Consider the following 25,891-nt stretch of genomic DNA (forward strand, 5'->3'; position numbering starts at 1 on the left):
ATGAGCGGTGAGGCACAGTGGTTCCAGATAGCAAAAGCAGAAGATCGGCATATCCCCTCCAGCGCGCAGCTACCGGATAGCTTTGAAAACCTTTATGATCAGCACGGTCTGCTGCCATTCCCTCCTGGCAACGACCCTGCTTCCTGCAAGCTGTTGGTGAAGAACAGCAACATCATTCCGCAGTGCATTGAGTCATACAAGCGGAACATCGCTGGTTACGGGATTGCCTTGGAGTATATTCCGGGGGAGAGTGACCAGACTGCACTGGAGGAGTGGAATAAAGCCGACAAGTTTCTGGAGACCTGTAACCTGGAAGATACGCCGGATGAGATTATCAGCTCTCTGATTGAGGATATCGAAAGCAGCGGGAATGCAAATGTGGAGGTCGCCTGGCCTGCCGGTAGTGAATTCCCAACATTGTATCGAATCAATCCGAAATTCGTTCGTTGCACCCGGGAAACGGATAAGGTGACAATCAAGAGGAAACGGCTGATCCGGTCAACGAAGAAGATCGAGGAGTTTTCGCAAGACATTTACGCCCGGAAGTACGCCATGAAGCGCGGGCAATCGGTAGTATGGTTCCGGCCGTTTGGAACTGAGGGTAAGGGCAATCAGATCATTCCTCTGAAGCTTGGCAATGACGGTCCCTACGGTGAGCCTCGCTGGTTCGGGAATGCGCCTGGTGTGGTAGGCAGCCGGGAGGCAGAGGAGTTGAACGTTTCCTATTTCAGTAATGGCCGTATGCTCTCCATGCTGCTGACCGTAACCAATGGCCGGTTAACCAAGCAATCCATGGAGCTGCTGCGGAATGTTAAGGGGGCGCAGTCGCAGGGAGGTATTCTCTACCTGGAAGCGATCGGGGAGGAGACAGGCGGGCCGCTGGATGAGAAAGTGGAGAAGGTAGCTATCAAGCTGGATAAGCTTAATGATCTGCTCCAGCAGGACGCTTTATTCCTGGAATACGGGAAGGACAAGAAAGCCGATATCCTCTCTGCATTCCGGCTGCCGCCGATCTTGGTTGGCCAGAGCTCCGATTATAACCGTGCTACGGCGCAGGCTGCGCTGCGGTTTGCAGAGGAGCAGGTCTTCGAGCCTTACCGCAAGTGGATTATGGACGAGATCTTCAATAAACGGCTGTTTCCGGCTATGGGTATCTTCCGGGTGAAGGCAACCTTGCGTGGGCCGCGCATCATTGACCCAGAAGACCGAAAGGCGTTACTGGACTTTATCGCAGATAAAGGGATTATGCTGGTCCGGGATTTAATCCCAATTGCAGAGGAAGTGCTGGATACTACCATTGATGAATCAAAGTACAGTGCGGAATATCTCGATACACCAATCGCACAGCTTGTGAATAGCCAGCCGGCTATAGCCGTGCCTGAACCTGACTCCGATGTGAATGAATTGCAGGATCGTGTGGCGACCATAGCCAAGCGTCTGCTGCGGCAGAGTCATGATGAGGTAGTTGGCCATGTGTAAGGATTGCTGGGAGCTAATCGTAAAAGCAGATGACACCGAGTTCCTGGATAGCCTGGAGTTAACCCATGCGGAGCGGGTCGTTCTGGAGGAGCTCTACAAGCAGGGAGAAAACAGGATAGTTGAAATTCTTGAGCTGCAGGGGAAGGCCCTGCATGATGCCATTGACGAACTGAGCGAGGAGCTGCTGATTGATATCGGGGAGCTGGGCAAGGTCTTGCTGTCGGTTCAGAGCGGAGATCTCTTCACGATCCAGTTTGAGCAGGCGGTATATGATGCCTTCACTCCCCTCTATCACTTGGCTGGCGAGTCGGAGCTGATGGTACTGAACACCGACAAGACCTGGTCCACCAAGAACAAGGCGGCTTCACGTTTTGCGAAGAACCTGCAGAAACTTGTTCCGGATATGAATGGTACCAGTGCGGATGTTATGACCCGGGCTTTTCAGAAGGCCATCAAGGAGGGGAAGACGCCCTCCGAGCGGGCGCTGTTGGTGCGTGAAATCAGTGCAGCAGCTGCAAAAGGTGATGCTGGGCCATTCAACATGGAGCGTGCCATTACAGTCTCCCGAACTATGAGCACGGCTGCTGCAAACGGCGGCAAGCTTGAGGGCTGGAAGCAGTCCGAGGTGGTCACCGGCAAAAAGTGGAGGTCTTCCAAGGGAGACCGCACTCGGAAGACACACCGAAAAGCGAACGGTCAGATACAACCGCTGGATAAGCCTTTTGAAGTCGGTAATAGTAAACTGATGTTTCCAGGAGATCCATCCGGTCGCGCTGAGGAGATTATCCGCTGTCGCTGTACGATGCAGTCGGTGATGGATTAATTAGAGATTAAATTCGGTCTTTAGGATCTCGTAAAGTTCCTTGGCTATTGCTTCATCCAACACGATATTTTGAGACGTTACACCTTTAACGGCGCGATCTTTGGAGCCTACAGTAACTATTTTAAGCAACTTTTCCCCATTTTTGATTTGAACAGAGTATTCGGCGTCTGTTTCTGTTTGAGCACTAATTTTGCTATCAACACGTGAAAGGCTTTTTAATATGGCCACTTATACCAACCCCCATCGGAATTTTCTTTATTCTACCAAATGAAGGGTAGCTGTAACACATATTTTGAGAGGAGGTGAGAACAGAATATGACCTTTAAACTGAAAGATGCTAAGATCACGCATATCTCCCTGGTAGACAAAGGAGCCAACGGAGTACCTTTTGCTATCATCAAGGCTCAAAAAGCTAATCAAGCCGGCACCATCCAGAAGCAGGTCCAGATCGCCAAGATTGACGACGACAAACGGATCGTTAAAGGCGTGGTGTATCAGCCGGATGTGGCCGATGCTCATGATGACCAAATGGATGAAGTTGAGATCGAGAAGGCGGCTCATCTGTTTATGGAGAAACAGCACACATACAACATTGATAAGCAGCATGATCTCGAAGCAGACAAAGGATTTGTCATTGAGTCGTACATTGCTCCTTGCGACATGACGCTTGGTGAGCAGCAGATCGCGAAGGGCTCCTGGGTGGCAGCCGTTAAAGTGACGGACGACGACACCTGGAATGCCATCAAGAAAGGTGAGATTACCGGTTTCTCCATGTGGGGTGTTGGTAAGCGGGAAGAGATCGAGGAGGAAGAGGAGGTATCCAAGGGGATTTTGAGCCGGATAGCCAAAGCGCTGGGCCTGATTGAGAAAGGGGCCGTCGCAGACAAATATCATAAAAACCGGAAGAACCGAGAATTTTGGGCGGCGCAGGATGCCCTCAACTCGGTTCTTTTTAATTGGGACACTTGGCAAAGTGGTCTGGAAACCGATCCGGAGACCATCCGGGAGGCCCTGCAGGACTTTGTTGATATTGCTGAGGATGTGCTGACCAAGGAAGACATCATTAAAGCCATCGGCACGCCGCCGGCGAAGATTGCCAAGGCCGGGAAGAAGATTTCAGCCAGCAATCAAAAACATATCGATGATGCCATCACTGCACTGACTGAATTGAAAAATAAGACAGCTCATTCACAAGAGGAGCCCGAGGAGGAAGAAGATTTGAAAGCTGAAGATATCGCCAAGGCCGTAACGGCCGCAATTGCTCCGATCGCCAAGCAGGTAGAAGGCCTGACGGCAGAGATCGCGGAGCTGAAGAAAGAGGAAGGCGTCGAAGGTGAAAAGCCTGCAGGTTTTACTGCTCCGGCTACGACCGCAGAAGAGACTGCAATCACTGATGCCATTGCCAAAGCCCTGGCGCCGCTGAGTCAGCAGATGCAGACGCTGGCTGCTGATGTACAGCTGGTAAAGAATAGCCGCGGTGCTTCCGCGCAAGGTGATGAAGAAGAAATCATTAAATCAGAAGGCGCCGTTAGTTTTGGACGCTTCCTGTAATCGAAGGAGGAGTGCAGATAATGAGAACAAATGGAACTATTGCTACTACAAGCATTCGTAAATCAACCATTGTTACACCGATGGACCAGAACGCATTAACCTATGAGGAAGTCGAAGCCTTCACTGACATGGCGTATGAGGCGAATGGCTTTCTGAAGGGCATCCGTCATGAGAACCGTAAGAGTGCGAAGGGCACAATTGATAAAATTGGTGTGCGGGGCCGCAATATGCGCAGCAAAAAAGAGAACATCATGGCGACCAATACACCAGGGCTGACCTTTCCGCAGATTCCATATTCTGTGGAGCCAGTAATCCTTCCTTTCGACATCACCGAAGAGTTTATCCGTCAGACGCAGCGGGTCCGTGGCCAAAACGCTGAAGAAATTATCATGCGAGCTATGGCCAACAACTATGGGGAGAACATGCAGGACATTGCCTTTAATGGTGATACCGACACAGCAAATACAGATCCAGATTACGATTTTTTGAAAATCAATGACGGCTGGTTGAAGCTGGCCAGAACAACGGGGCATTATCTGGATTGGAATACTCTTTCTGCGAAAGAGAAAACCGGGGTTTTGTTTGAGGTAGAGCGGGCGATTCCAACCCGGTATAGAGCCGGCGGCGTGTTCAAATATTTCATGCACCCCAACACCTTCAGCGAACGTCTCCAGATGCTGGCCGAGAAAGACACCAGCGCGTCTATTCAGCTGCAGATCATGGGTGGTACGAAGAAAATCAATGCCTATGATGTTGAAGAGGTCTGGAGTATGCCGGAAGGTGCGATTCTCTTCACGTATCAGCCGAACTTCGCAATGGTCCACACCTACGATATGCAAATCCGGAAGACAACCGAGGGTAAAGAGGCAATTTGGACTGATAAGCGCTTCTACGCGATTCACTCTGACTTCGACGCCATTTTTGAAGAGCCGCAAGCTCTGGCCTATGTGGAAGGGGTGGAATTCTGATGCCATACGTGACCTACAGGGGAAACAATGCATCTCTGCGGCTGTATAGTATCCGCTTCGAACCGGCTAAACCGGTGTTAGTGGAAGATTCAGATGTGCTGGAAAAACTGCATGAGCATCCTGATTTTGAGGTGAAAGCAGAGAAGATTATCCCGCTGGAAGACTTGACGGTTGCCCAATTAAAAGACAAGGCGAAGAAGGCCGGAATTGATGGTTTTGCCGACCTGAAGAAGCCGGAGCTGATCGCCGCCCTGAAGGCGCTGGAAGGCGGCGGTGTGCCGGATGCTAACAACGACACTCCTTAAGACCCGCAGCCGTGTCAGCGCCGTGCAGGAGGCTAATGAAGCGCAACTTGAGCAGTATATTGATGATGCACAGACCCGGATCGAGCTGTATCTGCCCGTACCATTCCCAATTGTGGTAGACAAGCAGCTCATGCTGGCTTGGGTGAAGCTGGCGGAGTCACTGGCCCTGCAGGACAGCGAGGAGTACCTGTCTTCCGTCGCTCGTGGCTATTCAGCGGAGAGTGACGGCGCCTGGACATACACCCGGCAGGCTGTAGAAGGAAAGACCACGGGCAATGCTGATGTAGACTCTATCCTCTTCCTATGGGTTAAGAAACAGCAGTCCGGGCCGGATGATGGAAACATCACGGCCTATTTTCTATGAATCACCGCATGAATACCCCGCTGGTGGTGTACCGGGTCGGCCGCCAGCAGGATGCGGACAACCTGTTTAGTGACAGGAGGGCGGGAAAGGTAGCGGATTTGAAGTGTTTCGTTGTTAAGACGCAGACTGATGCCAAGACAGATTCCACCCCGGTCATATACATTATCAAAAAGACAATCGGTGTACCGAAGACAGTAGACGTCCGGATCAGTGACGAAGTATTGCTGCTCGGACGCAGGTATTTGGTAATCGACTCTAACCCACGCCGTTACTGGCGTGAGCTGTTGGTAACTTGCGAGGTGAAGGGTAGTGAACATGCATGATTTTGACGGCTTAGCGAAGAAATTCAAGAAGCTAAGTGATGAAGGTGTGAATCAGATCCTCCGGAACATCGCAGAGGCCGTGGGCGAGACGCTACTGAATCTCATCATAGATGAAATCGACAAGCAGGACCTCATCGACACTGGGACCATGTGGAATTCCTTTACCCGCGGCGAGGACGGTAACGTCTGGGAATGGGATATCGACCGGAACAGCATTACGCTGGAGGTCGGGTCGAATTTAGGGACAAGCAGCAGTGATCCCGGTAGGCGCGGGTATCCAAGGCTGCTGAATGACGGGTACACCATTCATAAGGCGTATTTTGTCCCGGGCTACTGGGCTACCAATGGGACATTTGTTTACGACCCTCATGCTAAATCCGGGTTTATGGCCAAGCCGCGCTCTTTTATCGGCAGACACTACTTCGATATTGCGATTCAGCAACTGGAAGGCGGTATGAATGCACTGATTATGAAACGGTTGGAGAAGGAATTGGGGAGGATGCTGTCATGATGGATGTTGGACTGAAAGCCTGGGCAGAACTCGTGCAGCGGGTCTACCCAGAGCTTCCGATCCTTCGGAACCGTTCCCTCTGGATGGCCGGGCAGTATGAGCGGCCAAGTGTTTTTATTGAGACTGACCTAGTTTCCGACAAGGCTCACACACCGCAAGCAGACCGAATCATTGAGGATGTAGGCTTGGTCTTTCACTACGACAGCGATCGTAGCAGGGCAGAGAGTGCAGGAGAGCCAGTCCCCTTAGACATATCCCCCTTCTTCCTATATCTCCGTCAGCAGCGGTTCTGCGTAGCCTCACAACGCTTCGGTATTATGATGGTGATCGAGGCTCCACGCACGCGGGCTATGAATGACCGGATGGAAGTCACATTCAGATATTCATACCTGCTACATGTTCCGAAGCTGCTTGTGAATGGCGATGGCAGTCCAGTCGCAAAAATTAAAGATTTCTATACGATTTACGAAGGAGAGGAGCACCAGGTATGAGCAGCATCAAAAGACAGCAGCGGTCGCTGGCATCTTCATCAGATGCAAGTAAGCGCAGCAAAAGAGAATGGATTGAGGGCGCAGTAGCCTTGAAGCGAGAACGCTTTGAGTTGGCTGGCGCTCTTTTTGATTGCTGTGATGACGATGAATTGACGTTGCAGGAAGTACAGGATAAGTTGACAGCCTACTTGGGACTGTCAGAACAAGTGAAGGAGGAAAGAGTAAATGTCGATACAGCGGAGTAGACCTGGTGCTTATGTGGAGCTGCAGGCGGTGGCTGAGTCCCGTATCCTGTCAGTATCCGGTCGGGTGTTGGTTCCGTACCAAGCGGAGTGGGGAGCTCCAAATAAAGCAGTGGATATGGCCGACCAATCGGAGCGCTTTAAGGAAACAGGCCTGCAGGTGGATGAGCTGGAGCTGGCTGCTGCGAATGGGGCGACCGTGGTCGGGTATCGCGTAACCAACGGGAACGAGGTGGCAGCGTCTGCTGCGGTGGCAAGCAGCTACACAATTGAGGCGCGTTATCCCGGGACGCGTGGGAATGATTTTGAATATATGATTCGGGCCAGTTTGGTGGACTCTGAAAAGAAAGAAATCCTTATTCGGGACTCGAAGGGGATTTATGACACCGAGACATTCCTGGTAGCAGATAAAGCTGAGGCTGAAGAAACACTGAAGAAATCCAACATGGTCCGGTTTAAAGATACTGGAGCAACGGCTTGGGCGGATGTGGCGTATACGAAGCTGGCCGGCGGAGTCACCGGTACCGCTGCTATCACGGCAGCGAACTGGAGTGGCGTTTTTAACCGAATCGACGGCCTGGTGTTTGATGTAGTCTATCTACCTTCCTCCGACGCTGCGGTACAGGCAGCTGCTAAGCAGTGGCTACTGGATCGACGCAGTAAGGCCCGTAAGCTGGCGCAGCTTGTTGTTGCTGGTGCATCATCCTCAGATGGTGATATCGAGGCTCACAACGCACGGAGCCGTGCGGCGAATGCCCGCTTTATCATTAACTGCTCTTTGGCTGGTGAGCACACCAACGGTAAGATATATAGCTCCCTTCAGTGGGCAGCGTGGGTGGCCGGCCTGGTGGCGGGAACGCCTGCAAATAAGTCCTTCACTGGAGTTAAAGTACCTATGACCGAAGCGAAGGTGGATTGGAGCCACAGCGAGGTGCTGAAAGGCTTGTCCGAGGGTACGCTTATGGCCACTCGTGATGGTTACGACTACATCATCGAGTCCGCCGTAAACACTCTGGCCACTATAGGAACCGGTGAGCGGGAGGACTTCGGTAAGATTCGTGTTTCCATGACGATCGACCAAATCTTGAATGATATTTACGCTGCCGGCAAAGCGAATAAGGCGAAGCTCGATAATGATGCGGACGGCCGGGGAATGTTTATCGCAGCTGTGATCAGCTATTTGAAGGTGCGGGCGCAGCAGAAGGCCATCGGCTCCGAGTTCACCTTTGTGGAGCATCCCGAAAAAACGAGTGCTGCTGATTATGCTTACTTCTTGTTGTCCGCTAAGCCTCTGGATGCTATTGAAATCTTTAATATTGATTGGGAGGTGGCATAGTAGATGGAACGCGAACTTATTGGCCGGAACCTCTCTGTTCAGGATGATAATGGCGATGCGCTTCAGACCATTAAAGAGGTTGAGGTTCTGCTGAAGCCGGAAACTTTGGATATTATCCGTGCGAGAAAGATGTCCAAGACAAAGCAAATTGTGGGATATGAGATTACCGTAAAACTAGTGATGTCGAAACTGGAGTCCAGACTTCGGTACCGGATGCTCGATGATTTCAAAGCGGGCAAGACAATGTACCTGGACCGGATTACTGGCTCCCTTGAGGACAAGCAGACCGGAAATGTGGAAAGAGTCCTCATCAGCGGAATTCACATCCATGATGAAATGGATCTCCTTGTGGCCAAAATTGACGAGAATAACGGAATTGACATTACATTGTCCGGTACCGCGAATGATTTTGACTTTGTCGAGAAATTTCCTGATTACATGGCATAGGGACGGGCAACCGTCTCTTTTTCTTTATCTCATATAAATTACAAATTGGAGGAAAAAACAGAATGAGCGATAAATTAGAAAAATATCTATCCAAGGGCAAAGCAGATCGGAACGATGATACCATTACTGTGCCGGCAGACGGGGAAGAATGGTCTGTTCGCCGTTTGACCACCATCGAAGTGCGTCGGTCTTACGAACTGGCCTATGAGGAGAATGGTGATCCGAAGGAGTCTTACAACGAGATCGATGTGATGATTGTCAAGGCGACAGAACACGATTTCGATTGGAACAACAAGGATTTGTTGCTGGCATATAGCTGCATCAGTAAATATGAGCTGCCGCCGCGTATTCTGGACAACCCCGCAGATTACGCTGAGCTCAGTAAGGCTGTACGTAATTTCCAGGAAACGAAGGATGAGTTGTTGAAAGAAGCAAAAAACTCATCAAGCAAGACGGAGAAGCAAGCTGGGTAGCATCTTTTTGGATGAACCAGAAGCGACTGCCGGCTGAGGTCTTGCCTTATCAGGTGGATAAGCAGCGGCAGTATTTTTTCTGTCTTGCAGCCGGCATGCTCGCCGAAGAAGAAGCCAAACGCCTAGCCAACAAGAAATAGGCAGGAACGAGGTGAACAACCATAGCAGCAGCGACAACAAAAGTGACGGTCCCGTTCGAAGCACAGGACCTTATTTCCGGTGCTGTCCGGAATATACGAACAGCACTCCGCGGAGCAACAGATGATTTACTCGACTTTCGGCGTGCGGCAGCACAGATGGGGGACAACCTGGTATCTGATCTTCGGCGTTCGCGGAGCGAAGCGGATGATTTAGGGAGCCGGTTCGGCAACGCGTCAGATGAGGTACGCAGATTGGGACGTGCGAACGTTGATGATATCTTTCGTCGCGCTCGATCCGGTGCGGATGAATTACGGCGCTCAGCATCTCGCGCGGACGACGAAATCCGCGGGATGAGCGATTCACGGGTGCATATACAAGCGGACGATGGAGTCAGTCCGGTTATAGACGGGATTTCCTCAAGATTAACGACTTTGGCAGCAACAGCTGGAGCTATTCTCATTGGTGGCGGAGTCAAGGACGCTCTATTCGGAAACGTGATGGACTACTATTCCGAAGCTTCCCGTAGTGCCGCCTTATTGCCTGCAGCTGCGCGTGATCAAGGTCTTCGGACTGTGAAGGATTTAAATGTGCAGGGGATTATTCCATCTCAGACGGAAGGGGCTAGGCAATTAGCTGACCTGGCTCCACTTGTCCGTGATAAATCACAAGCTAGTGAATTTCTGAGTTCGTCATCCAAAATACAATATATTCGACCAGATGCCGGAGCGGAGGAAGTTAACCGTGCATTGGCGCAGTCAGCTGACACTTTCCGAGAAACATATACCTCCGTAGCTGACAGTATGATGTATGCCTATAAAGAGGTAGGAGATCGGCAACAAGATCTCTTCGATACATTTTGGGAATACAGCGGATATTTTAAGAATACCGGCGCGAACTCCGGGCAGATGGCCAATTTCTTAACACAAAGCGTGAAAAAAGGGGCCTTCAATTTCGATAAACCTGCGGATTTTATCAAAGAGACTTTCGGTGTGAAGGCTCTTGATGCCGGGGATATGGAGAAGTATTTCACTCTTCGCGGAGCTGGGAAGAATGATGCAGAGAAGCAAGCAGTGGCATTCACTGGTGATATAAATTCGGGTGATGAGCAGCGTGCAAAGGGGGCTTTGATGGCCCTGGTTGCTGACCTTGCCAGTCAAACACAGAGTGAATTAAAAGCTTCGCTGGTTTCACTCGGTTCAGCTACTGCAGAAGATAATGGGCTGGCCGTGCTTAAGACTTTCCAGGTTCCGTTTCAGCCCGCACCTTCAGGGATAGCTGGAACAACAGAAAGAATGGTTCAAGCTCAACAGGCAGCCAATCCCATGCAGGACATTATTCAGACACGCGCACAGATTGATCAACAGATGCAGGACTTGGGAGCTAACCTTTCGACGGCAGTCCTACCTGCACTGGAAGAATTTAATACTCTAATTACAGAAAATAAGGATGAGATACAGGAACTGGGTTCAAAAATAGTCGGCTTTATAAGTAAAGCGACAAGTCTTTATAGCGATCACTTTTCAACGATTAATAATTCTTTGCTAATCCTTGGCGGCAGCATAGCTGCTATAAAAGGGGTGAAATTTGGCAAGGGAATATTAAATGATTTAAACAAGATGACTGGAAGATGGAGAGGCAACACGACTACTTCAAATCCCATTGAAGAAGTCGCTACCCCTACCCGTCGTAGATTTACACTCCGACGTGGTACAACAGGCGGATCAAGTGGAAGTCTGGGTGGCGGTCTGAGCTCATTATCAACCATGACTGTGAATGCCAGTGTTGTTTATCTGAATGAAGCAGGCGGTATGGGAGGCTCGCTCGGTGGTCAAAGGAGTCGCACGGGAGGTAGCCTAACTTGGCGTGGGCGCACCGGTGGTGCAGGTGCCAACACACGGACAACGACAGGTGGAAGTGGTGGAGGCGCGATCAGGGCGCGGCGTGGTACACGGACTACTAATATTCCTGATGCTGATTCTATTCCGGATGTGGCTGCAAGGCGGGGAAGAGTCACTTATCAAAATACGGCTCGACTTCGGGGGACATCAGCCATCCCAGAAGTTAGCTCGGATGTTCCGGCAAGAGGAGGACTTCTAAAGGGTGTATTTAAAGGCGGTAAAAAGGCTCTTAAGGCCGCGGGTATTGCTGGTACTGTTGCATCAATTGGTTTTACGGGATACGACCTATACCAGGCGTCCAAGGATGATGGATTGCAGACCGGTATATCAAATACGGGGGGGGCAATAGCTGGAAGCTTTGCAGGGGGGGCAATCGGTGGAATAGTCGGATCATTAGCTGGTCCACTCGGTACAGCTGCAGGTGCTGCTGCCGGCGGCTGGGTCGGTGAAAAGCTCGGATCAATGGCTGACAATGCAGGTTGGACGAAGAAAGCAGTCGACGGCATTTACTCTATTGGTGATTGGATAACAGGTAGAAGCAAAGAGAAGGACGAGCCCGCCGCAGCTGCTGTCAAGGCATCGCCTGAGTCAAAAGTGACCTTTGGAAGCATGACTTCCCAGCAAGAGGAGAAGCTGAAGGCTACATTCAGTCAATTCAGCACTGATATCGCAAAGAATGGACTATTACCTGCTTTTAGTGGAGTGATTGAGAAGAGCGGGGTCCTGCAGGGCGTAGGCAAGGTGAAGACAGAACTCTCTGGCATGTGGAAAAGCAGTGAATCCACAGCTGCGCAGAGTAGTCTTACTGCTGTAGGAACTGCCGCGAAAGGAACTTCAGTTCAACCCAAAATCCTGGGAAGCACAGCTCAGACAAGTACGGATGGTATTGTGAAGGGATCGGGTGCTGCAGGAATCAGCTTACTCGGTGTTGGGACATCTGCAAGAATAGCTGCAGATGAAACCAAGCAGCAGCTGCAATCGATCCAAACGGTTACAAACCAAAGTCAAACCTGGGGTAGCAGTATTATTACCGGTTTATCTCAGGGGATGAAGAGTAAGTTTCCGGAATTAAAATCCACAGCAATGGGTGCTATGGGCATTCTTAACACCTTGACTGGAGCAGGAGCAGCGAAATCTTTTTCGACGCCTGCATCAACAAGATCCAGTGGTGGTGCTGCTTATGCAAACGGGGATATTATCACTCGTCCTCATATCGGGTTGGTCGGTGAGGCTGGCCCGGAAGCTATTATTCCTCTGTCGGCAGGGCGCCGGCAGCGGGGAGTGGAACTATGGGAGAGAGCAGGGGCAATGCTGGGCGTCCGTGCTTATGCAAACGGCGGTATTGTTGGCGCTCAGCCCTTGCGGACTCGTGCTTACCAAGCCAAAGCCTACATTGATGACAATAACGACAGAATAGGTTATGGAGCCGGTTATGCTGAAGGTATCCACAATTCTTTAGAACAGGTTAAGCGGCAGGGAGTTAAACGCTACGCTAAAGCCATGAGTAAGGCGGGCAGCCTTACAGATGCTTACAAGATCCGGGCTACAGGTCATCAATTGCGTAGGCAGACAGCAAAGATGCGGACCTTTACAAAAAGCACAAAAATACTCGGGAAAGTAGTGCGTCCGGTTGGCTATGCCATGGACGCGTGGGACATTGCCTTTGCGGGGAAGGGGAATCGTGGAAGGCAGGCTGCTAAGGTAGCCGGCGGAATCGGAGGCGGTATGGCTGGCGGTGCAGCGACGGGAGCCCTGCTTGGAACATTCCTCATGCCTGGTGTCGGTACCGCAGTTGGCGGGGCGATCGGCGGCCTGTTGGGAACGATCGGCGGCGAGAAGTTGGCCACGAAAATGTATGATGGCATTTCTGGATTCTTTGGCCGTCGTAAAAAGCGAAAGAAGAAGTATGCTGATGGTGGCTTAATCAGTTCCCCGCACATGGGCCTGGTGGGAGAAGCAGGTCCGGAGATGATCATACCCTTGTCCCGGCAACGGAGCCAGCGGGGTAAGGCTCTTTGGGAACAAGCCGGGAGTCTGCTTGGTGTGCGGCCCTATGCGAATGGTGGCGTAGTAGGCATGAGATCCGCCAGTATCCCGGTGGCCAAAACGCAGGCGCAGGCGCCTTCAGCTATCCGAGATATTGTAATTGAGAACATAAACATCGACTTTGGTGAACTGGCCAAAGGAATCACCAATTTTGCCGAATTCGCGAAGATGCTGACCAGCCCGCAGGGGAGGGCACTGTTCCGGAAGATATTTGGTGAGGAGCTGTACAAGGCTCTGGAAAGCGGGGGATAAATCTTGCTCACTATGATTCGAGACAAGAACCGGTTTACCTTTCCCATTACGCCGGCGGAGATCCAGATCACCAGCAGTAATGAAATAGATTCCTTTACGGTAATTACCGGGGAGGAGAAGACCAGTAAGAGACTCACTTCAAAGCTGAAGCGGGTCTCTTTTTCTGTTATCTTCCCACGGGCCTGGGAGGAGCTTTGGGAAACCGGAAAAGAGACGGTGGCATACCAGTCTCCAGAGCAGGCTTGGAAGCTGATGGAGGAATGGAAGGCCAAGCCAGTTGTGATCAACTTTGAGTCATTGTTCTCGCAAACAATGTGGTTTGAGAGTTTTGAGGCAACGTACAAAGATGGCCAGGCGAATCTGCATATCACTTTCAACTTCGTTGAGTTTGATCCTGTAAAAATCGTTTCTTACTCCAATACGCAGCAGATGCTAAAGCCCGGTGTGATCATCACAAAATCATCTAAGAGCCGCCCAAACACCTCGGGGAAGAAAGACAAGAAAAATGATAAAAAGAAAAGTGATAAGCAGAAGAAGGCTGAGGAGAAGGCAGCAGCCGATAATGCCAAAGGTAAATTCGATTACTTGGCTCAGAAAGAAAGGATTTTAGATAAAACGGGCGGCTAGGGAGGGGGAGACTTGGATAATTTTGCAGTTGTCTATGGGAAGGAAAGCAGCCGTATCTTACTGACAGATGCAATTGTAGAGTTGGCCTGGACTTCTGCGAGAGACGAAATCGCCCGGAGTATGACTGTACGGGTGAGAGATGCTGCTGACGTTAAGATTGCCGGTCTGCTGATGTGTTTTTCACAGCATTTAACAGGGGTTGGGGTTCTGCATCATAAAAACCAGTTCTTTTATGGCCCAATTATCAAGTATGAGCAGAATGAATTTACTCAGGAATGGGAAATCGATGCTCGGGAGATTAGCTGGTATTTGGCGAAAAACAAGGGTGTCCGCCCTTATCTTAAAGGAGAGGCCGGCGCGGAGCTGCAGCGTTATATCAAGACCACTGGTATCGACTTCCGGTGTCCCGCGTTGGGCTTCAGCCTGGATGAACGCTATGGAACCATTGCTCATTCGGAGCTCATCCTGGATGTGTTGCAAAAAGCATATGAGCGCAGCGGCTATCGGTATCACCTCGATGTCGTCCGGACAGATACGAGTTTTTATCTGCAGGTTGTAAGAGAGGGGACCAATTCTCGTGTACCAGTCTTTATCCCGGAGCAAATGGAAGCCAGCACGGAGGGCTACACAATTGAGGAAACCTATACGGTGGTTACCGCTCAAAAGTACAAGGATGATAAATTATCATCTTCTGTCACTAAGACAGCCGCCGGCGCAGTGCAGGCGATGGGCCGGATGGAGGGAATCATTGAGGTGGAGGAAGATGAAAACCCATCTACGATCGCGACGCAGCGCCTGAAGGCTCTATCTCAAGCGAAGCAGATCAAGAAGATTACGGTAAAGCATGAAGATCACACACTGGCAGGGCTCCGAGCTGGTTGGATGGTTCTGATCAAAACGGACCATACGTCAAAATGGATTGTGGAGTCAGCCGAGAGCAGTTTTAAGAATGGGTTGTACACTGTGAAATTGGAACTGGAAAGGAGGGAGTAGCTGTGTTAAACGATGCCCTTAAGCTGTGGAAAGAAAAGACAGCCGGCCATATTGATGCCCGGGATACGGAAAGGGCCACGCTACTGAGTTGGCCAAATTCGCCGGCCATAGAAGTTGATGGTGATCAGGAACCCTACCCCGCGGATAAGCTGGTCTTTGCAGAGTACCTTCAGGAACGGCGCATCGATGCGGTTTTTGAGGTGAAGCAGCCGGAGGCTTCCACATATACAGGTGTCCTGTTCCTTCCCAGCCCTTTGAAGGCGGGTGACCGGCTTGTCGTCTCCCGGTTAACTGGACAGCGATATTACGTTCACGGAAAGGATGTGGGCGGCAGTGGCGGATGATGGTTTATTTCCTGTACTCGACCTGACAGAGCTTGATGGTATTGAGCTGATAGAGTCGGTTGTATCTGAGACCAAGTGGACATACGTCATTGATTATCGAAATCGTCGAGCCGTGTTTGATGATGCCGGGTATCCCAAAAAGACAAGTACCTATGAGGAGTACCTGATACAGACCGCGCTCAAAACTTTGAATACCGAACGATTTCGCTATGTAGTGTATGGAGAAGAAATTGGCGTTGAAAGATCTGAATGGTTCGGTTGGGAGGACGTAGAGATTAAGCGTGACATCGAAGAGGCGTTAATGGCCCATGCGGAGATCCAGAGGGCCGAAGTGAAAGCAATGCGGCGATTAGGACAGGAGATGCAACTCAACATATCTTTAACTGGCTTAGCCGGCAATGCTGAACTGGAGGAGGCGATGAGCATATGACTATTAAACTTTCGGATTTGCCTGTCCTACCGAACATGCCTATCCTTCAGGAGACACCAGAGGATATTTACCGGCGCTGGGTCAATCGAGCCATTGCATTGGCACAGGAGCGTGGGTTGGCTCCTCCGCCAATGGATGAGGGCGAGTACTTTTATGACCTGTGGTATCCCCTTGCCATCGAGATTGCAGAGCAGCAGGCATTGTGGACTTATGGTTTCCTTCAAGGCTTCCCGATTTGGGCGGATTCTGAGTATCTGGACGGTCACGGCTGGGCTGCTGGCTTAACAAGGAAAGAAGGCGAAAGCGACGATACTTTCCGGCTTCGGATGTTAGAGCGAGCCGCTACTGAAATCGGTAGCGGACGACGGAAAGATTATGAAACCTGGGCTTTGGAGATGGCCGGGGTCGGTGGGGCCATTGCCCGGGAGAAGGAAAGACACGAAAACTCTATCGATCTTTATCTTACCGACCTGGACAGGCAGCCGATCACTGAGGAATTTGCAGATTCAGTACAGTCATGGCTGTGGGAAGAGCGTCGGATTGCTGGCCATGACTTAGCTGTACATCCTGCCCCCGTCTTTATTGTTCGGCTGGAAGCGCAGCTGCAGCTGTTTGTAGGTGCTGATTTGGCTACGCTTGCGAAGACCATTCAGCAACGAGTACTGGATTATGCAAGTGGCCGTGTTAAGCTGATTTACAATTATGTAGCAGCGCTCCTCCTGCTGCCAGGCGTGGAAGACTACGACAATCTGACGCTTAATGGTGATACAGAGGATATTGAGCTGCCGCCATCGTCAGTATTACGTGTGGAGGTGATCTTATCATGATTCCACTAAAGTACCGAGAAATGTTGCCGCCATATTGGTATGAAATTGATATGGCTGACCGTCATTTTTCGGTTTTTGAGAAGGAAATGGACGACCGTCTGCAGACAATAGACGACTTGGGTAACCAGTTCATTCTCCGGAGATCAACTTGGGCGCTTTGGATATGGGAGTGGATGTACTTTTGGAAGACGCAAACCGGGACCGATGATGAGAGGCGGGAGGCGATTCGCCGGAAGCGTTGGGGTGACCGGCCGTTCCGGCTGCCAGTATTGCGGGATATAGGTAATCAGCACGGTAAGCTGCTGAACATCTCAGAGGATTTTTTGGCCAAGGAGATTCAATTTGAGTTCTCGCTTTCCCAGCCAGTTAATATGGTCGGTCTTCAGGCTGACTTTGAGTATATTCGTCCGGTACATATCCGCCGGGCAGTAATCAGTTCCTCCGTCCCTTCGCAAACGATCAATATTAAAGGTGCTGGATATTCTCATGGAATCGATTTCTCCATTTGTGGGTTTGAAGTGCCGATGGGAGGCTGAAGTTTTGGCAGATGTTATTAAGCAGTTATTACTTGAAAAATTAATCAATAATTTGAGTGGCCATATTAAAGGGGCTTGGGTGAATATCGGAGGGGTACAGACGGCCTACCCGATATACAATACGATTGTATCAGGTATGACAGTTCGGAAATACATTTATATAACAGAGACACAGGCAGTGGGGAAGCAACTTTTAGGGGCTGCTCTATTGGATGTGGACGGCAATATACTGGCAGATCAACCCCTTACCGTTATCAAAAACGATAAGGGGTTTTTGATTGCCTTTGAGTTTATATTGAGATTGGAGGCGAGTGCTGGTGGCGTATAGCAAGCAGCAATGGAAGGACGAAATCCCTGATCTGACCAAGCCAATCAAGGACGCATCCGGGAAACAGAAGGCGGACCCGCAGACCGGCCGCCCGCTTTATGAACTGGTTCAAGAGGGTACGAGAATAACTTCTGCACGTTTAAACCACATTGAAGATGGGATTGGAAGTGCTCATACTCAGCTGGCAGAGTTGGGGGAAGATATTGAGACGCATGAAGGCGATGCTATTAGACACCTTACTGCAGCAGAAAGGGCGACTTGGAATGCCAAGGAAACACCAGCAGCAGCACAGCAAAAAGCAGATGCTTCCCTTGCGTCTGCTAAGTCCTACACCGACACTCAACTGCTTACCAAGGCAGATAAGGGCAACACCTATAGTAAGACAGAGACAGATCAGCGTATTCAGGCTGTGGTCGGTGCTGCGCCGGCTGCCTTGGATACGCTGAAGGAAATCGGTGATGCGTTAAATAACGACCCGAATTTTGCAGCAACCGTAACTAATCAGCTCTCTGGTAAAGTAGACAAGGTTAATGGTAAGCAGTTATCGACAGAAGATTATACCTCTTCGGATAAAGCCAAGCTGGCTGGTCTTACAGCTGGAGCTGGCGGTTCTGGAACAGCAACAGATACGGTCATTGGTAACCGGACGATTGTGGATACAGAGGCACCGACAGGAGACGCAGGCCCCCCGACCAAACTGTGGAGCTGGCTTGCCAACATGATCAAAGCTGTAACAGGCAAATCCTCCTGGCGGACCGCTCCGGCTATCACCCTGGAGCAGACAAAGACGCACGTTGATGACAGCACCCGGCATATTACGGCCACAGAAAGAACAACTTGGAATGGTAAGTTGAATTCCAGTGCTGTAGGAAATGCTAACGGGTCGGTTCCAATTAACAATGGGACTGTAAATACCAACTTAAACGCCGATATGGTGGATGGATTTCACCTTGACCAGGACTTGCGGTCAGACAAAGATGTCCAATTTACTGGACTAAATTTAGGAGATAAATCTTTCAGCAAGTATATGGGGAAAGCGGTTTTCAACGCTACAGCAGTCAACCAGAAAATGGACCTTTATTTTACCGGAAATCTTCAGGGATATCTTGAAGTTTCCGTTACAGGATCTTGGTATAATGCGCAGCACAGTGGAATACTTACCAAGGCCTATGGAATACACCTCAGAGCCGGACAAACCGCACCAGATGGGACTCAGCACGTCAGATATTCAGAAGCTTTCGGGAATGTAGCTTCACAAATAGCCTTATCAGATGTCACCTGGGATGCTACGAATAGTCGTTGGAGAATTCAGATTGCGTTCCTTGCTCCTACGCCTAACACAGAAGAGTTCATCGTTCGTGTAAGTGGATTTACAACTAACTCTGCTAAGAGTCTTTTAGATACTATGGGACTATCATCCATCTATACAACGGACACTACCGTGCTTCCTACACCTGTTGTAATCTACCCATACGCTACAACATTTTCTAAGCAGATTGCTTCTACTGTCCCTGCAGGAACTGCTCCATTTTCCATTGTTAGTTCAACTAAAGTAGCCGGGCTGAATTCAGACCTACTGGACGGGATGGACGCGACTTCCAGTGGTATAGCATCTACAATTTCCTCTAGGGATACAAATGGGGATTCCGCATTTCGCAGGGTTGCTCTCACTGTGCCTACGGGATTATCGCCACTTACAGTATCTTCTAACACGTTAGTCTCTAACTTGAATGCTGATATGGTTGACGGTTTCCACGCTTCGGCGTCGAGCGCAGCCAATAGCATTGTAGTACAGGATACTAACCAAGCGATTAACGTCGATTCTGTTTTGATTGGTAGAAACGGACGGCTTGCATCGGCTGACGCGCTTTCTTCGATTGCTACGGGCGGAGTCCTTCAACAAACCACTGACACAAGTAACGGGTACGGGCTTTGGCAATGTGCCAACTGTTACTGGAATGGAACTAACTGGATTCAAATAAGAGGGGATAGCCCATCATACGCCCAGGGTGTAACGTTACAGAGAGGGCGTCGATTGTTCCAAGCGCCAGCCAGCGGCACAAATGGTTCTGTAATTACCATGACTGAGTACATTTTGGAAAATACAGGAGGAACAACAACACCTAGACTTATATCCACGGCAGCGCAAGGTACTTCACCTATAGCCGTTACATCAACGACGGTAGTAACAAACCTCAATTCTGACCTCTTGGACGGGCTACACGCATCTGCAAACCATGAAGGGGTAACTGTAGCTGCCAGGGATTCAGGGGGCGGGCTGAAAGCCACTTCATTCGCCGTAGTTCACGCAACTAGCACGAATGATAACGTCACCCTTGGATATCTTGAAGACCAAGCGCGCATAAGAGTGGGCGGCGTAACCCAAGCTGCAGGGAATGGTTTTGAGATTCAAGCGGTTTCCGACAAAAAGATATTCAGAGTATCGGACAATGGACAAGTGACCAATTACTCATCTTCTGTAGCTCCATTTGTAATAACTTCTACCGCATTAGTCTCTAATCTGAACGTTGATATGTTGGATGGTTTTCATTCTTCTGCCTTTGCCAGATCTCATTATGCAGACAACTTCAAAGGACCGGACGATTTACCACAAACCTACCCGGATAGAGCTACATCAACGTTCTTTGTCAATAATGTTTTGGGATGGCCTAGGGCGTATGGAACGGTGCAGACAATTAAGGGTTACACTTCCTCTGCAACTATCCAATACTTCTATCCTTACAATGCAGATGATCCAATTAAGTACCGCTACAGCTTCTATAACTCAAATAAATGGGAAGAATGGCGGGAAATTATTGACTCAAAAGCTGCTGCTAACTATGTTGTTAAAAGCGATAATGAGGTGTACAGACTCGGATCAGGACCAGCAGAAGCAAGTTATGTGAAAATCGCAGAAATGACTACTACCATAAATAGCTCTGGTAATGGACTGACGTTAACCGTGGAGGGCAATTCTTCGTTTGGAACAAACAGACCTGGATCTGATCTTTTGCAAATGAGCACAAGAGCTTCTGGGGGAAGTGCTCTTGAAATCATTCCTCTAACGATTGCACAGACTGATTCAAATAACATGGCAAACTACGGATTAGTAGTAAACGCCACAACCGGACTTACTGAATTGTGGATGGAGCGTAAAGGATATAACCATGCCACAAAGATCACCGTAGGGCAGAAGTGGAATAACATTGGTGTACTAAATGTTGGTATTTTAGCAACTCAATCCACAGCCCCTACAGGATTTACTAAAGTAAATAGAACCGTGTTTTTAAACCAGGATGTGCGAACTACAGCAAGTCCTACGTTCCAAAATATCACTTCAAGTGGACAAGCCTATTTCAACAGTAATGTGAACCTCATAAGTAACGCGCCTCTCATTTCCCTAAGCGAGCAAGACCAGGCGGCGAATGAAAAGAAATGGTGGATTGTTGCGGATGGAAAAGGGCTTGATATTCGCACGGTTACAGATGGGGACGGAACGGGATTTACTGCAATGAGCATCAAGAGAGGAACCGGGACAGCCATATCTCAGATTAATTTTCCTGCCAAACTTGTGGTTAATGCTATTGAATCGGTTGTTCCGCAAGGCACAGCGCCGTTTGCCGTGGCGAGTAACACGGTGGTAACGAACCTGAATGCCGACATGGTTGACGGTAAGCACCTTTCAGAAGTAGTGCAAGGGACTTTAGTTTATGCTGTCACCACTGGTACAGGAGCTGCGCTAGTCGCTGCGATTACGCCGGCACCGGCAGCATTAACTTCCGGCCTGCGGCTGTCTATCAAGACACATGCGGCCACAACAGGCCCGGTTACACTTAACCTTAACGGCCTGGGGGCCAAGAGCATAAAGAAGCCAAACGGCAATAACCCGACTTTGGCTCTTGGTGGTGTCTATACACTGGTATACGATGGAACGGCTTTTATCTTACAGGGTGAAGGGGGTGAGTACGGCACAGCCACAAATAATCAGGTGTTGCAGGGTTACACCATTGGGACAGAGGATGGCATTATTGCAGGCAGCATACCGTATTACTACATGAATTTTTCTCCTTCATTGATTGATCAAACAATACCAACTGGTTTCCACGAAAACTCAGTCCTGAAGGCAGCCCCGAGAACGCCAGAGAAGATTCTTGCCGGACAGACCTATATAGGATTAGCTGGAACAGCTACCAACGATGCTACCGCCACCGCTGCTGACATTTTGGTCAATAAAACAGCCTATTCCAAAGGGGTGAGGCTTACAGGAACGCTTGTGGCTACAAAGGTTGCCTCGAATGGATTCTACACTTCTGACGGTCAATGTACTGTAAGTGGATTGCCTTTCACGCCAGGGTGTGTGGTTATAAAAGTGACTGGTATAAATAACGGTAATTGGATGACCGCGATGGGATTTAGTAATGGTAGGTGGGTTTGGTCGCGGCGGGACGGTAATGGTAACATGTTTGATACGGGGCAGTTTAATGGATCGCCATTCTCGGCCGGCTTCTCAGTCACGGTGCCATTTGTAGACGGTTTTGAGACGTTGAGTTGGATAGCCTATCAGGATTCAGTGTAATTGATTATTACAATTTTAGAGAAAAGGAATGATTATAAATGCAAATCGGCATGAAAGTTTATTATGACAAAGCCACCGGTAATGTGGTCCAGCTCACCCCAGAGCAGATCGGCCGGGGAGTAGTTGAAACAACAGAGGACCAAGACTTCACGAGTTATAAGCAGCTGGCCGAACGGGTTCGGGAGACGGTCGGCGTGGTCAAGCTGGCTTTTGGTCAATACAGACGGGAGTTTGCAGAATGTGAGAGCTACCGGATTAACCCGGAGACGCAAGAGCTGGAGTTCACGTATCGGGATACTGAAACCAACATTCTGGCCGGGCGCGTGGACGCTGTAGAAGCAGGAAACGCCGAAACCGCGCAGCAGCTGGCTGATGCCTTAACACGGCTGAATGAGACAGACGCGCTGCTGATGGATACGCAGGCCGCCCTAACAGAGAGTTACGAAGAGCTGCAGGCTACAAAAGTAGAGTTGAAGGAAGCCAAGCAGGAGGCCATAGACGCTCAGCTCGGACTCGCTGAACTGTATGAGCTTGTAATGGCCGGTCAACAGCCCACAGATAAAGCACCCGTGGAGCAGCCCGCAGAGGGAGGTGAAGTAGACAATGGCTAAGGTATACGCAAACTTGGTCCGCAAGGGGCTTCTTACCTTGGATCAGGTCCACGAGACGAAACGCGCTGAAGTGGCTGAATTGTTGGAAACTAAATAGATAAACGGTAGCGCCCATCGAGGCGTTTTTATTTTGCCCCGGGTTAACTCCGGGGGCATCTTGATTTGAAAAAGGGAAGGGAGCAGGGGGATGCTCAATCATATTAAGCAATTATCAATCATCATATACACGGCTGCTATCGGCTCAGGGAGCCGCGAAGTTGCCACGGGGGGAGTCACAGCTATGGCGGGAGTTTTCGCAAGTATTGCTGGGCTGCTGGGAGGGTGGGACAAAGGGCTGCTCGTACTTATAGTCCTGATGTGCTTCGATTATGCGACTGGTGTTATGGGGGCCTTCAGGACCAAGACTGTAAGTAGTGATGTGATGTTTTGGGGCGGGGTTCGCAAGGCAGTTGTACTGTTTGTAGTAGGTCTGTGTTCTCTTATGGATGACTGGGTTCAACCCGGGGCGCCAATCTTCAGAACGGCAGCCATTTACTTTTATGCGGGGCGTGAAGGGCTTTCAGTGGTCGAGAATCTTGGAGTACTGGGCATTCCATTGCCACAGGCAATGAAAGACTTTCTTCTGCAGCTCAATGAGGATAAGAGCAAGAATAACCCGGCCAAGCCTGAGCATCCGGACAATAATAAATCTGCATGAGGAGGGAATAACTTGATTAAAAATAAATACACTATCGAACGGCGCTACATCAACAAGCGCCAAAACGTTCGGCCCGGCACCCGGTTAGCATCTGGGACGCCGGGCTTTTTAGTTGCGCATGATACAGGCAATCCCGGGGCCAGAGCGAATAATCACTTCGATTATTTTCAGACATTGGTTAACCGGTCAGCCTCAGCGCATGTCTTCATTGATGACACTAAGATTCTTGAGATCATCCCTACTGGTACTGGTCCTGATCCGGCCGAAAGGGCTTGGCATGTGCTCTACAACGTGACCACAGACAATAAAATCTATGGCGACGATGCCAATGACATTGCCCTGGGCGTTGAACTGTGTTACGGCGGCAAGATCGTATTTACTGAGGCGTACAAGCGGCTTGTGTGGTACCTGGCATTCTGCTGCGACAAATGGGGACTGAATCCGCTCACACGCATCCCGAGCCATAAACAGCTGGACCCTACCAGAAAGAGCGATATTGATCAGGCTCTGAAGACCGCTGGTAAGACATTAAAGGATCTGCTATACGATGTCGTCGCTGAGATCAAGGAGCAGCCGGAGATGATCTCGCCGCCTGCCGCCGTGCAACTGCCGGCGAATGTAGCCCAGACGCTTATTGATGACTATGTATCCCCGGCATGGTTTGCGGCTCGGAAGGTCGGAGATTCGGTGGGTACGTTGCATTTGCATAATCTGGCCAACAACCTGAGGCTGGCTGCACGCATCCCGTTACAGTCTGGAATCGTCGCCGCACCATTCACACAGCTGCCTAAGAGCAACGTTCAGGAGCTGGTCTTCAGATGGCTATCACCTGATTGGTTTGCGGCTAAACAGAAGCAAGATAAGACGGGAATGGCTTACTTCAATAACACGGCAAATCACCTGCGGTGCGCTGCGGGTATGCCATTAGAATAGGAGAGAATTTTTAAAAAAGTATTGTTATTGGGCGAAACCATATATTTCGGCTGTTTTCTGACTTGCTTGCAACTATTGGGGCGAGGAGTTAGCATTATTGCTGGTGAAATGTGAGTGGAGGTTGGACGGAAAAATAAGTTTACAACAGCGCGAGCTTTTGCCTTAGATGTCCACTGAGGGTTTCGCTTGTGCTCAGAATGTTGTATTAGGGGCTATGTTTGAGGGGAAGTTACAGCGATATACTTCAAACCAATTAATTACACAGGGAATTAAATCTTCTCCAGAAGAATAACAGCCGAAAAGAAGGCTCACCTTGCTTTCAAAAAAATTTTTTACCACTAGCCTTTGCTAGTGGTTTTTTTGCTTTTTGGTTGTGAAACTGATTTTAAGGTTACTTATAAAGGTACAAACATAATAAGTAAAGTACAAACATAATTAGGTACAAAGTAAATGAGAAAAGTAAGTGAAAAGAAATTAAAATCTTGAAATAGAACAAATGTTCGTATATAATTGAGTGAAGGATGAGATATATAATGCTTAACTCCAACATATTTTATTATTATGTTTGAATTATACATTTGAATAGAAATTTCTTCTCACATTTAAGGGAAAAATTACATATTATATAAAAAGCTTTATTTACTTTAGATATTTTATTGTGTAATATGATAAATATTGATTTGAAATGTTTCCTAACGATACGCAACTAAAATCCCCTCATAAATCACTCTAAATATTCCGAAAAAGTCTGTATAGATTATTCTTTAAGTGGAATAATTAAATTATTAGCTTTATAAAGGAGAATTATGTGTTATGTCAGCAACTAAAATTAACGATGGCAAGGTTGCTGTTGAATTGTTACTTCCTTTTCTAATTTACAAATTTATTATTGGTTCTGACCCTTCTACAGGGGAATATAATATGAGGCTGTTATGGCAAAAAGTTGGCTATCTTGCCAAGCAGGTTGGTATGCCCCTCAGTGAGTATCAATTTAAATGGTATTTAAGAGGTCCATATTCGTCTGCGTATACATCAGTTCTTTATGATATTGATCAGAACACTAATGAATTACATGAACAAGAAAAACAATTTAATTTGAATGATACTGCCCAAGCCGTTTTACTTCCTTTAAAGGAGATGGGAAATAATAAACCTTCCGACATGAGTTTGCCAATATGGTTTGAACTACTTGCTTCAATACAGTATTTAAATAAGGGTTCAAAACTTACTCCGGACGAATTGTTTATTAAACTTGAGAGATATAAACCTCAATTTAATAACAAATATCACTTCGATCTTGCGTATCAACAACTTAAGATTGGAAAATTATTGTGAAAAA

Annotated in this window: 29 protein-coding genes; 28 read left to right on the plus strand and 1 reads right to left on the minus strand. The window is 49.1% G+C overall.

Annotated features, from left to right (window positions below; all coding sequences use genetic code 11):
- Positions 1-1,479, plus strand: a complete 1,479-nt coding sequence (locus tag C2I18_RS14355; RefSeq protein ID WP_249901814.1) for a phage portal protein — start codon at positions 1-3, stop codon at positions 1,477-1,479.
- Positions 1,472-2,302, plus strand: a complete 831-nt coding sequence (locus C2I18_RS14360; RefSeq protein ID WP_249901815.1) for a phage minor head protein — start codon at positions 1,472-1,474, stop codon at positions 2,300-2,302. Before C2I18_RS14355 ends, C2I18_RS14360 begins: the two co-directional genes overlap by 8 nt.
- Here the strand turns inward: C2I18_RS14360 and C2I18_RS14365 are convergent, their stop codons facing one another.
- The gene (locus C2I18_RS14365) at positions 2,303-2,530 is read right to left on the minus strand and encodes a hypothetical protein (protein WP_249901816.1); all 228 of its coding nucleotides are present in this window, start codon (positions 2,528-2,530) and stop codon (positions 2,303-2,305) included.
- Between the two features lie 87 nt (positions 2,531-2,617).
- On the opposite strand from C2I18_RS14365, the gene C2I18_RS14370 reads away from it, so the two are divergent.
- The 26 genes from C2I18_RS14370 (at position 2,618) to C2I18_RS14485 (ending at position 25,887) form a co-directional block, all read left to right on the plus strand.
- The gene (locus C2I18_RS14370; protein ID WP_249901817.1) at positions 2,618-3,853 is read left to right on the plus strand and encodes an XkdF-like putative serine protease domain-containing protein; all 1,236 of its coding nucleotides are present in this window, start codon (positions 2,618-2,620) and stop codon (positions 3,851-3,853) included.
- 20 nt (positions 3,854-3,873) lie between these two features.
- Positions 3,874-4,821 (plus strand): major capsid protein, encoded by a 948-nt coding sequence (locus tag C2I18_RS14375; protein ID WP_249901818.1) that lies wholly within the window; start codon positions 3,874-3,876, stop codon positions 4,819-4,821.
- An 8-nt stretch (positions 4,822-4,829) separates the two neighbouring features.
- Positions 4,830-5,126: a Rho termination factor N-terminal domain-containing protein gene (locus tag C2I18_RS14380; RefSeq protein WP_249901819.1), complete on the plus strand. Its 297-nt coding sequence runs from the start codon at positions 4,830-4,832 to the stop codon at positions 5,124-5,126.
- Positions 5,104-5,490, plus strand: coding sequence for a hypothetical protein (locus tag C2I18_RS14385; RefSeq protein ID WP_249901820.1), 387 nt, complete (start codon positions 5,104-5,106; stop codon positions 5,488-5,490). Before C2I18_RS14380 ends, C2I18_RS14385 begins: the two co-directional genes overlap by 23 nt.
- Entirely contained in the window at positions 5,487-5,813 is a 327-nt protein-coding gene (locus C2I18_RS14390) for a hypothetical protein (RefSeq protein ID WP_249901821.1), read from the plus strand. The genes C2I18_RS14385 and C2I18_RS14390 overlap by 4 nt, the downstream gene beginning before the upstream one ends.
- Entirely contained in the window at positions 5,806-6,324 is a 519-nt protein-coding gene (locus C2I18_RS14395; protein WP_249902125.1) for an HK97 gp10 family phage protein, read from the plus strand. Before C2I18_RS14390 ends, C2I18_RS14395 begins: the two co-directional genes overlap by 8 nt.
- A complete protein-coding gene (locus tag C2I18_RS14400; RefSeq protein ID WP_249901822.1) occupies positions 6,321-6,815 on the plus strand; it encodes a hypothetical protein in 495 nt (164 codons plus the stop codon). Before C2I18_RS14395 ends, C2I18_RS14400 begins: the two co-directional genes overlap by 4 nt.
- Entirely contained in the window at positions 6,812-7,060 is a 249-nt protein-coding gene (locus C2I18_RS14405; RefSeq protein ID WP_249901823.1) for a hypothetical protein, read from the plus strand. The genes C2I18_RS14400 and C2I18_RS14405 overlap by 4 nt, the downstream gene beginning before the upstream one ends.
- Entirely contained in the window at positions 7,041-8,393 is a 1,353-nt protein-coding gene (locus C2I18_RS14410) for a phage tail sheath subtilisin-like domain-containing protein (RefSeq protein WP_249901824.1), read from the plus strand. Before C2I18_RS14405 ends, C2I18_RS14410 begins: the two co-directional genes overlap by 20 nt.
- 3 nt (positions 8,394-8,396) lie before the next feature.
- Complete coding sequence (locus tag C2I18_RS14415; RefSeq protein ID WP_249901825.1) at positions 8,397-8,840, plus strand: phage tail tube protein; 444 nt, start codon at positions 8,397-8,399, stop codon at positions 8,838-8,840.
- Between the two features lie 62 nt (positions 8,841-8,902).
- Positions 8,903-9,313, plus strand: coding sequence for a hypothetical protein (locus C2I18_RS14420; RefSeq protein ID WP_249901826.1), 411 nt, complete (start codon positions 8,903-8,905; stop codon positions 9,311-9,313).
- An 11-nt stretch (positions 9,314-9,324) separates the two neighbouring features.
- A complete protein-coding gene (locus C2I18_RS29630; protein ID WP_275100987.1) occupies positions 9,325-9,453 on the plus strand; it encodes a hypothetical protein in 129 nt (42 codons plus the stop codon).
- 156 nt (positions 9,454-9,609) lie between these two features.
- Positions 9,610-13,650: a lysozyme family protein gene (locus tag C2I18_RS14425; RefSeq protein WP_249901827.1), complete on the plus strand. Its 4,041-nt coding sequence runs from the start codon at positions 9,610-9,612 to the stop codon at positions 13,648-13,650.
- Between the two features lie 12 nt (positions 13,651-13,662).
- Complete coding sequence (locus C2I18_RS14430) at positions 13,663-14,277, plus strand: hypothetical protein (RefSeq protein WP_249901828.1); 615 nt, start codon at positions 13,663-13,665, stop codon at positions 14,275-14,277.
- A gap of 12 nt (positions 14,278-14,289) precedes the next feature.
- A complete protein-coding gene (locus tag C2I18_RS14435) occupies positions 14,290-15,270 on the plus strand; it encodes an XkdQ/YqbQ family protein (protein WP_249901829.1) in 981 nt (326 codons plus the stop codon).
- Between the two features lie 2 nt (positions 15,271-15,272).
- On the plus strand, positions 15,273-15,614 hold the full coding sequence (locus C2I18_RS14440; protein ID WP_249901830.1) for a hypothetical protein: 342 nt from the start codon (positions 15,273-15,275) through the stop codon (positions 15,612-15,614).
- Positions 15,604-16,044 carry a DUF2634 domain-containing protein gene (locus tag C2I18_RS14445; RefSeq protein WP_249901831.1) on the plus strand — a complete coding sequence of 147 codons (441 nt, stop codon included), beginning with the start codon at positions 15,604-15,606 and terminating at the stop codon, positions 16,042-16,044. The genes C2I18_RS14440 and C2I18_RS14445 overlap by 11 nt, the downstream gene beginning before the upstream one ends.
- The gene (locus C2I18_RS14450; protein WP_249901832.1) at positions 16,041-16,871 is read left to right on the plus strand and encodes a baseplate J/gp47 family protein; all 831 of its coding nucleotides are present in this window, start codon (positions 16,041-16,043) and stop codon (positions 16,869-16,871) included. Before C2I18_RS14445 ends, C2I18_RS14450 begins: the two co-directional genes overlap by 4 nt.
- Complete coding sequence (locus tag C2I18_RS14455; RefSeq protein WP_249901833.1) at positions 16,868-17,407, plus strand: YmfQ family protein; 540 nt, start codon at positions 16,868-16,870, stop codon at positions 17,405-17,407. The genes C2I18_RS14450 and C2I18_RS14455 overlap by 4 nt, the downstream gene beginning before the upstream one ends.
- Positions 17,408-17,411: 4 nt before the next feature.
- A complete protein-coding gene (locus tag C2I18_RS14460) occupies positions 17,412-17,735 on the plus strand; it encodes a hypothetical protein (RefSeq protein WP_249901834.1) in 324 nt (107 codons plus the stop codon).
- Positions 17,725-22,311 (plus strand): hypothetical protein, encoded by a 4,587-nt coding sequence (locus tag C2I18_RS14465; protein WP_249901835.1) that lies wholly within the window; start codon positions 17,725-17,727, stop codon positions 22,309-22,311. Before C2I18_RS14460 ends, C2I18_RS14465 begins: the two co-directional genes overlap by 11 nt.
- A gap of 50 nt (positions 22,312-22,361) precedes the next feature.
- Positions 22,362-22,922, plus strand: a complete 561-nt coding sequence (locus tag C2I18_RS14470) for a hypothetical protein (protein ID WP_249901836.1) — start codon at positions 22,362-22,364, stop codon at positions 22,920-22,922.
- A complete protein-coding gene (locus C2I18_RS29720; RefSeq protein ID WP_342760346.1) occupies positions 22,915-23,019 on the plus strand; it encodes a CD1375 family protein in 105 nt (34 codons plus the stop codon). Before C2I18_RS14470 ends, C2I18_RS29720 begins: the two co-directional genes overlap by 8 nt.
- A 183-nt stretch (positions 23,020-23,202) precedes the next feature.
- Positions 23,203-23,619 (plus strand): phage holin family protein, encoded by a 417-nt coding sequence (locus tag C2I18_RS14475; RefSeq protein WP_249901837.1) that lies wholly within the window; start codon positions 23,203-23,205, stop codon positions 23,617-23,619.
- 12 nt (positions 23,620-23,631) lie between these two features.
- The gene (locus tag C2I18_RS14480) at positions 23,632-24,552 is read left to right on the plus strand and encodes a peptidoglycan recognition protein family protein (RefSeq protein ID WP_249901838.1); all 921 of its coding nucleotides are present in this window, start codon (positions 23,632-23,634) and stop codon (positions 24,550-24,552) included.
- An 813-nt stretch (positions 24,553-25,365) separates the two neighbouring features.
- Positions 25,366-25,887, plus strand: coding sequence for an NUDIX hydrolase (locus C2I18_RS14485; RefSeq protein WP_249901839.1), 522 nt, complete (start codon positions 25,366-25,368; stop codon positions 25,885-25,887).
- Positions 25,888-25,891 lie beyond the last annotated feature (4 nt).

This window comes from Paenibacillus sp. PK3_47 (assembly GCF_023520895.1).
Taxonomy (GTDB): Bacteria; Bacillota; Bacilli; order Paenibacillales; family Paenibacillaceae; genus Paenibacillus_AQ.

Bases quoted from the DNA above. Each gene is read 5' to 3' on its own strand.
- C2I18_RS14400 (WP_249901822.1), top strand. From the start codon at position 6,321: ATGATGGATGTTGGACTGAAAGCCTGGGCAGAACTCGTGCAGCGGGTC.
- C2I18_RS14355 (WP_249901814.1), top strand. From the start codon at position 1: ATGAGCGGTGAGGCACAGTGGTTCCAGATAGCAAAAGCAGAAGATCGG.
- C2I18_RS14385 (WP_249901820.1), top strand. From the start codon at position 5,104: ATGCTAACAACGACACTCCTTAAGACCCGCAGCCGTGTCAGCGCCGTG.
- C2I18_RS29720 (WP_342760346.1), top strand. From the start codon at position 22,915: ATGGCTAAGGTATACGCAAACTTGGTCCGCAAGGGGCTTCTTACCTTG.
- C2I18_RS14405 (WP_249901823.1), top strand. From the start codon at position 6,812: ATGAGCAGCATCAAAAGACAGCAGCGGTCGCTGGCATCTTCATCAGAT.
- C2I18_RS14390 (WP_249901821.1), top strand. From the start codon at position 5,487: ATGAATCACCGCATGAATACCCCGCTGGTGGTGTACCGGGTCGGCCGC.
- C2I18_RS14450 (WP_249901832.1), top strand. From the start codon at position 16,041: ATGACTATTAAACTTTCGGATTTGCCTGTCCTACCGAACATGCCTATC.
- C2I18_RS14370 (WP_249901817.1), top strand. From the start codon at position 2,618: ATGACCTTTAAACTGAAAGATGCTAAGATCACGCATATCTCCCTGGTA.
- C2I18_RS14360 (WP_249901815.1), top strand. From the start codon at position 1,472: ATGTGTAAGGATTGCTGGGAGCTAATCGTAAAAGCAGATGACACCGAG.
- C2I18_RS14410 (WP_249901824.1), top strand. From the start codon at position 7,041: ATGTCGATACAGCGGAGTAGACCTGGTGCTTATGTGGAGCTGCAGGCG.
- C2I18_RS14485 (WP_249901839.1), top strand. From the start codon at position 25,366: ATGTCAGCAACTAAAATTAACGATGGCAAGGTTGCTGTTGAATTGTTA.
- C2I18_RS29630 (WP_275100987.1), top strand. From the start codon at position 9,325: ATGAACCAGAAGCGACTGCCGGCTGAGGTCTTGCCTTATCAGGTGGAT.
- C2I18_RS14375 (WP_249901818.1), top strand. From the start codon at position 3,874: ATGAGAACAAATGGAACTATTGCTACTACAAGCATTCGTAAATCAACC.
- C2I18_RS14430 (WP_249901828.1), top strand. From the start codon at position 13,663: ATGATTCGAGACAAGAACCGGTTTACCTTTCCCATTACGCCGGCGGAG.
- C2I18_RS14415 (WP_249901825.1), top strand. From the start codon at position 8,397: ATGGAACGCGAACTTATTGGCCGGAACCTCTCTGTTCAGGATGATAAT.
- C2I18_RS14455 (WP_249901833.1), top strand. From the start codon at position 16,868: ATGATTCCACTAAAGTACCGAGAAATGTTGCCGCCATATTGGTATGAA.
- C2I18_RS14475 (WP_249901837.1), top strand. From the start codon at position 23,203: ATGGCGGGAGTTTTCGCAAGTATTGCTGGGCTGCTGGGAGGGTGGGAC.
- C2I18_RS14395 (WP_249902125.1), top strand. From the start codon at position 5,806: ATGCATGATTTTGACGGCTTAGCGAAGAAATTCAAGAAGCTAAGTGAT.
- C2I18_RS14425 (WP_249901827.1), top strand. From the start codon at position 9,610: ATGGGGGACAACCTGGTATCTGATCTTCGGCGTTCGCGGAGCGAAGCG.
- C2I18_RS14470 (WP_249901836.1), top strand. From the start codon at position 22,362: ATGAAAGTTTATTATGACAAAGCCACCGGTAATGTGGTCCAGCTCACC.
- C2I18_RS14420 (WP_249901826.1), top strand. From the start codon at position 8,903: ATGAGCGATAAATTAGAAAAATATCTATCCAAGGGCAAAGCAGATCGG.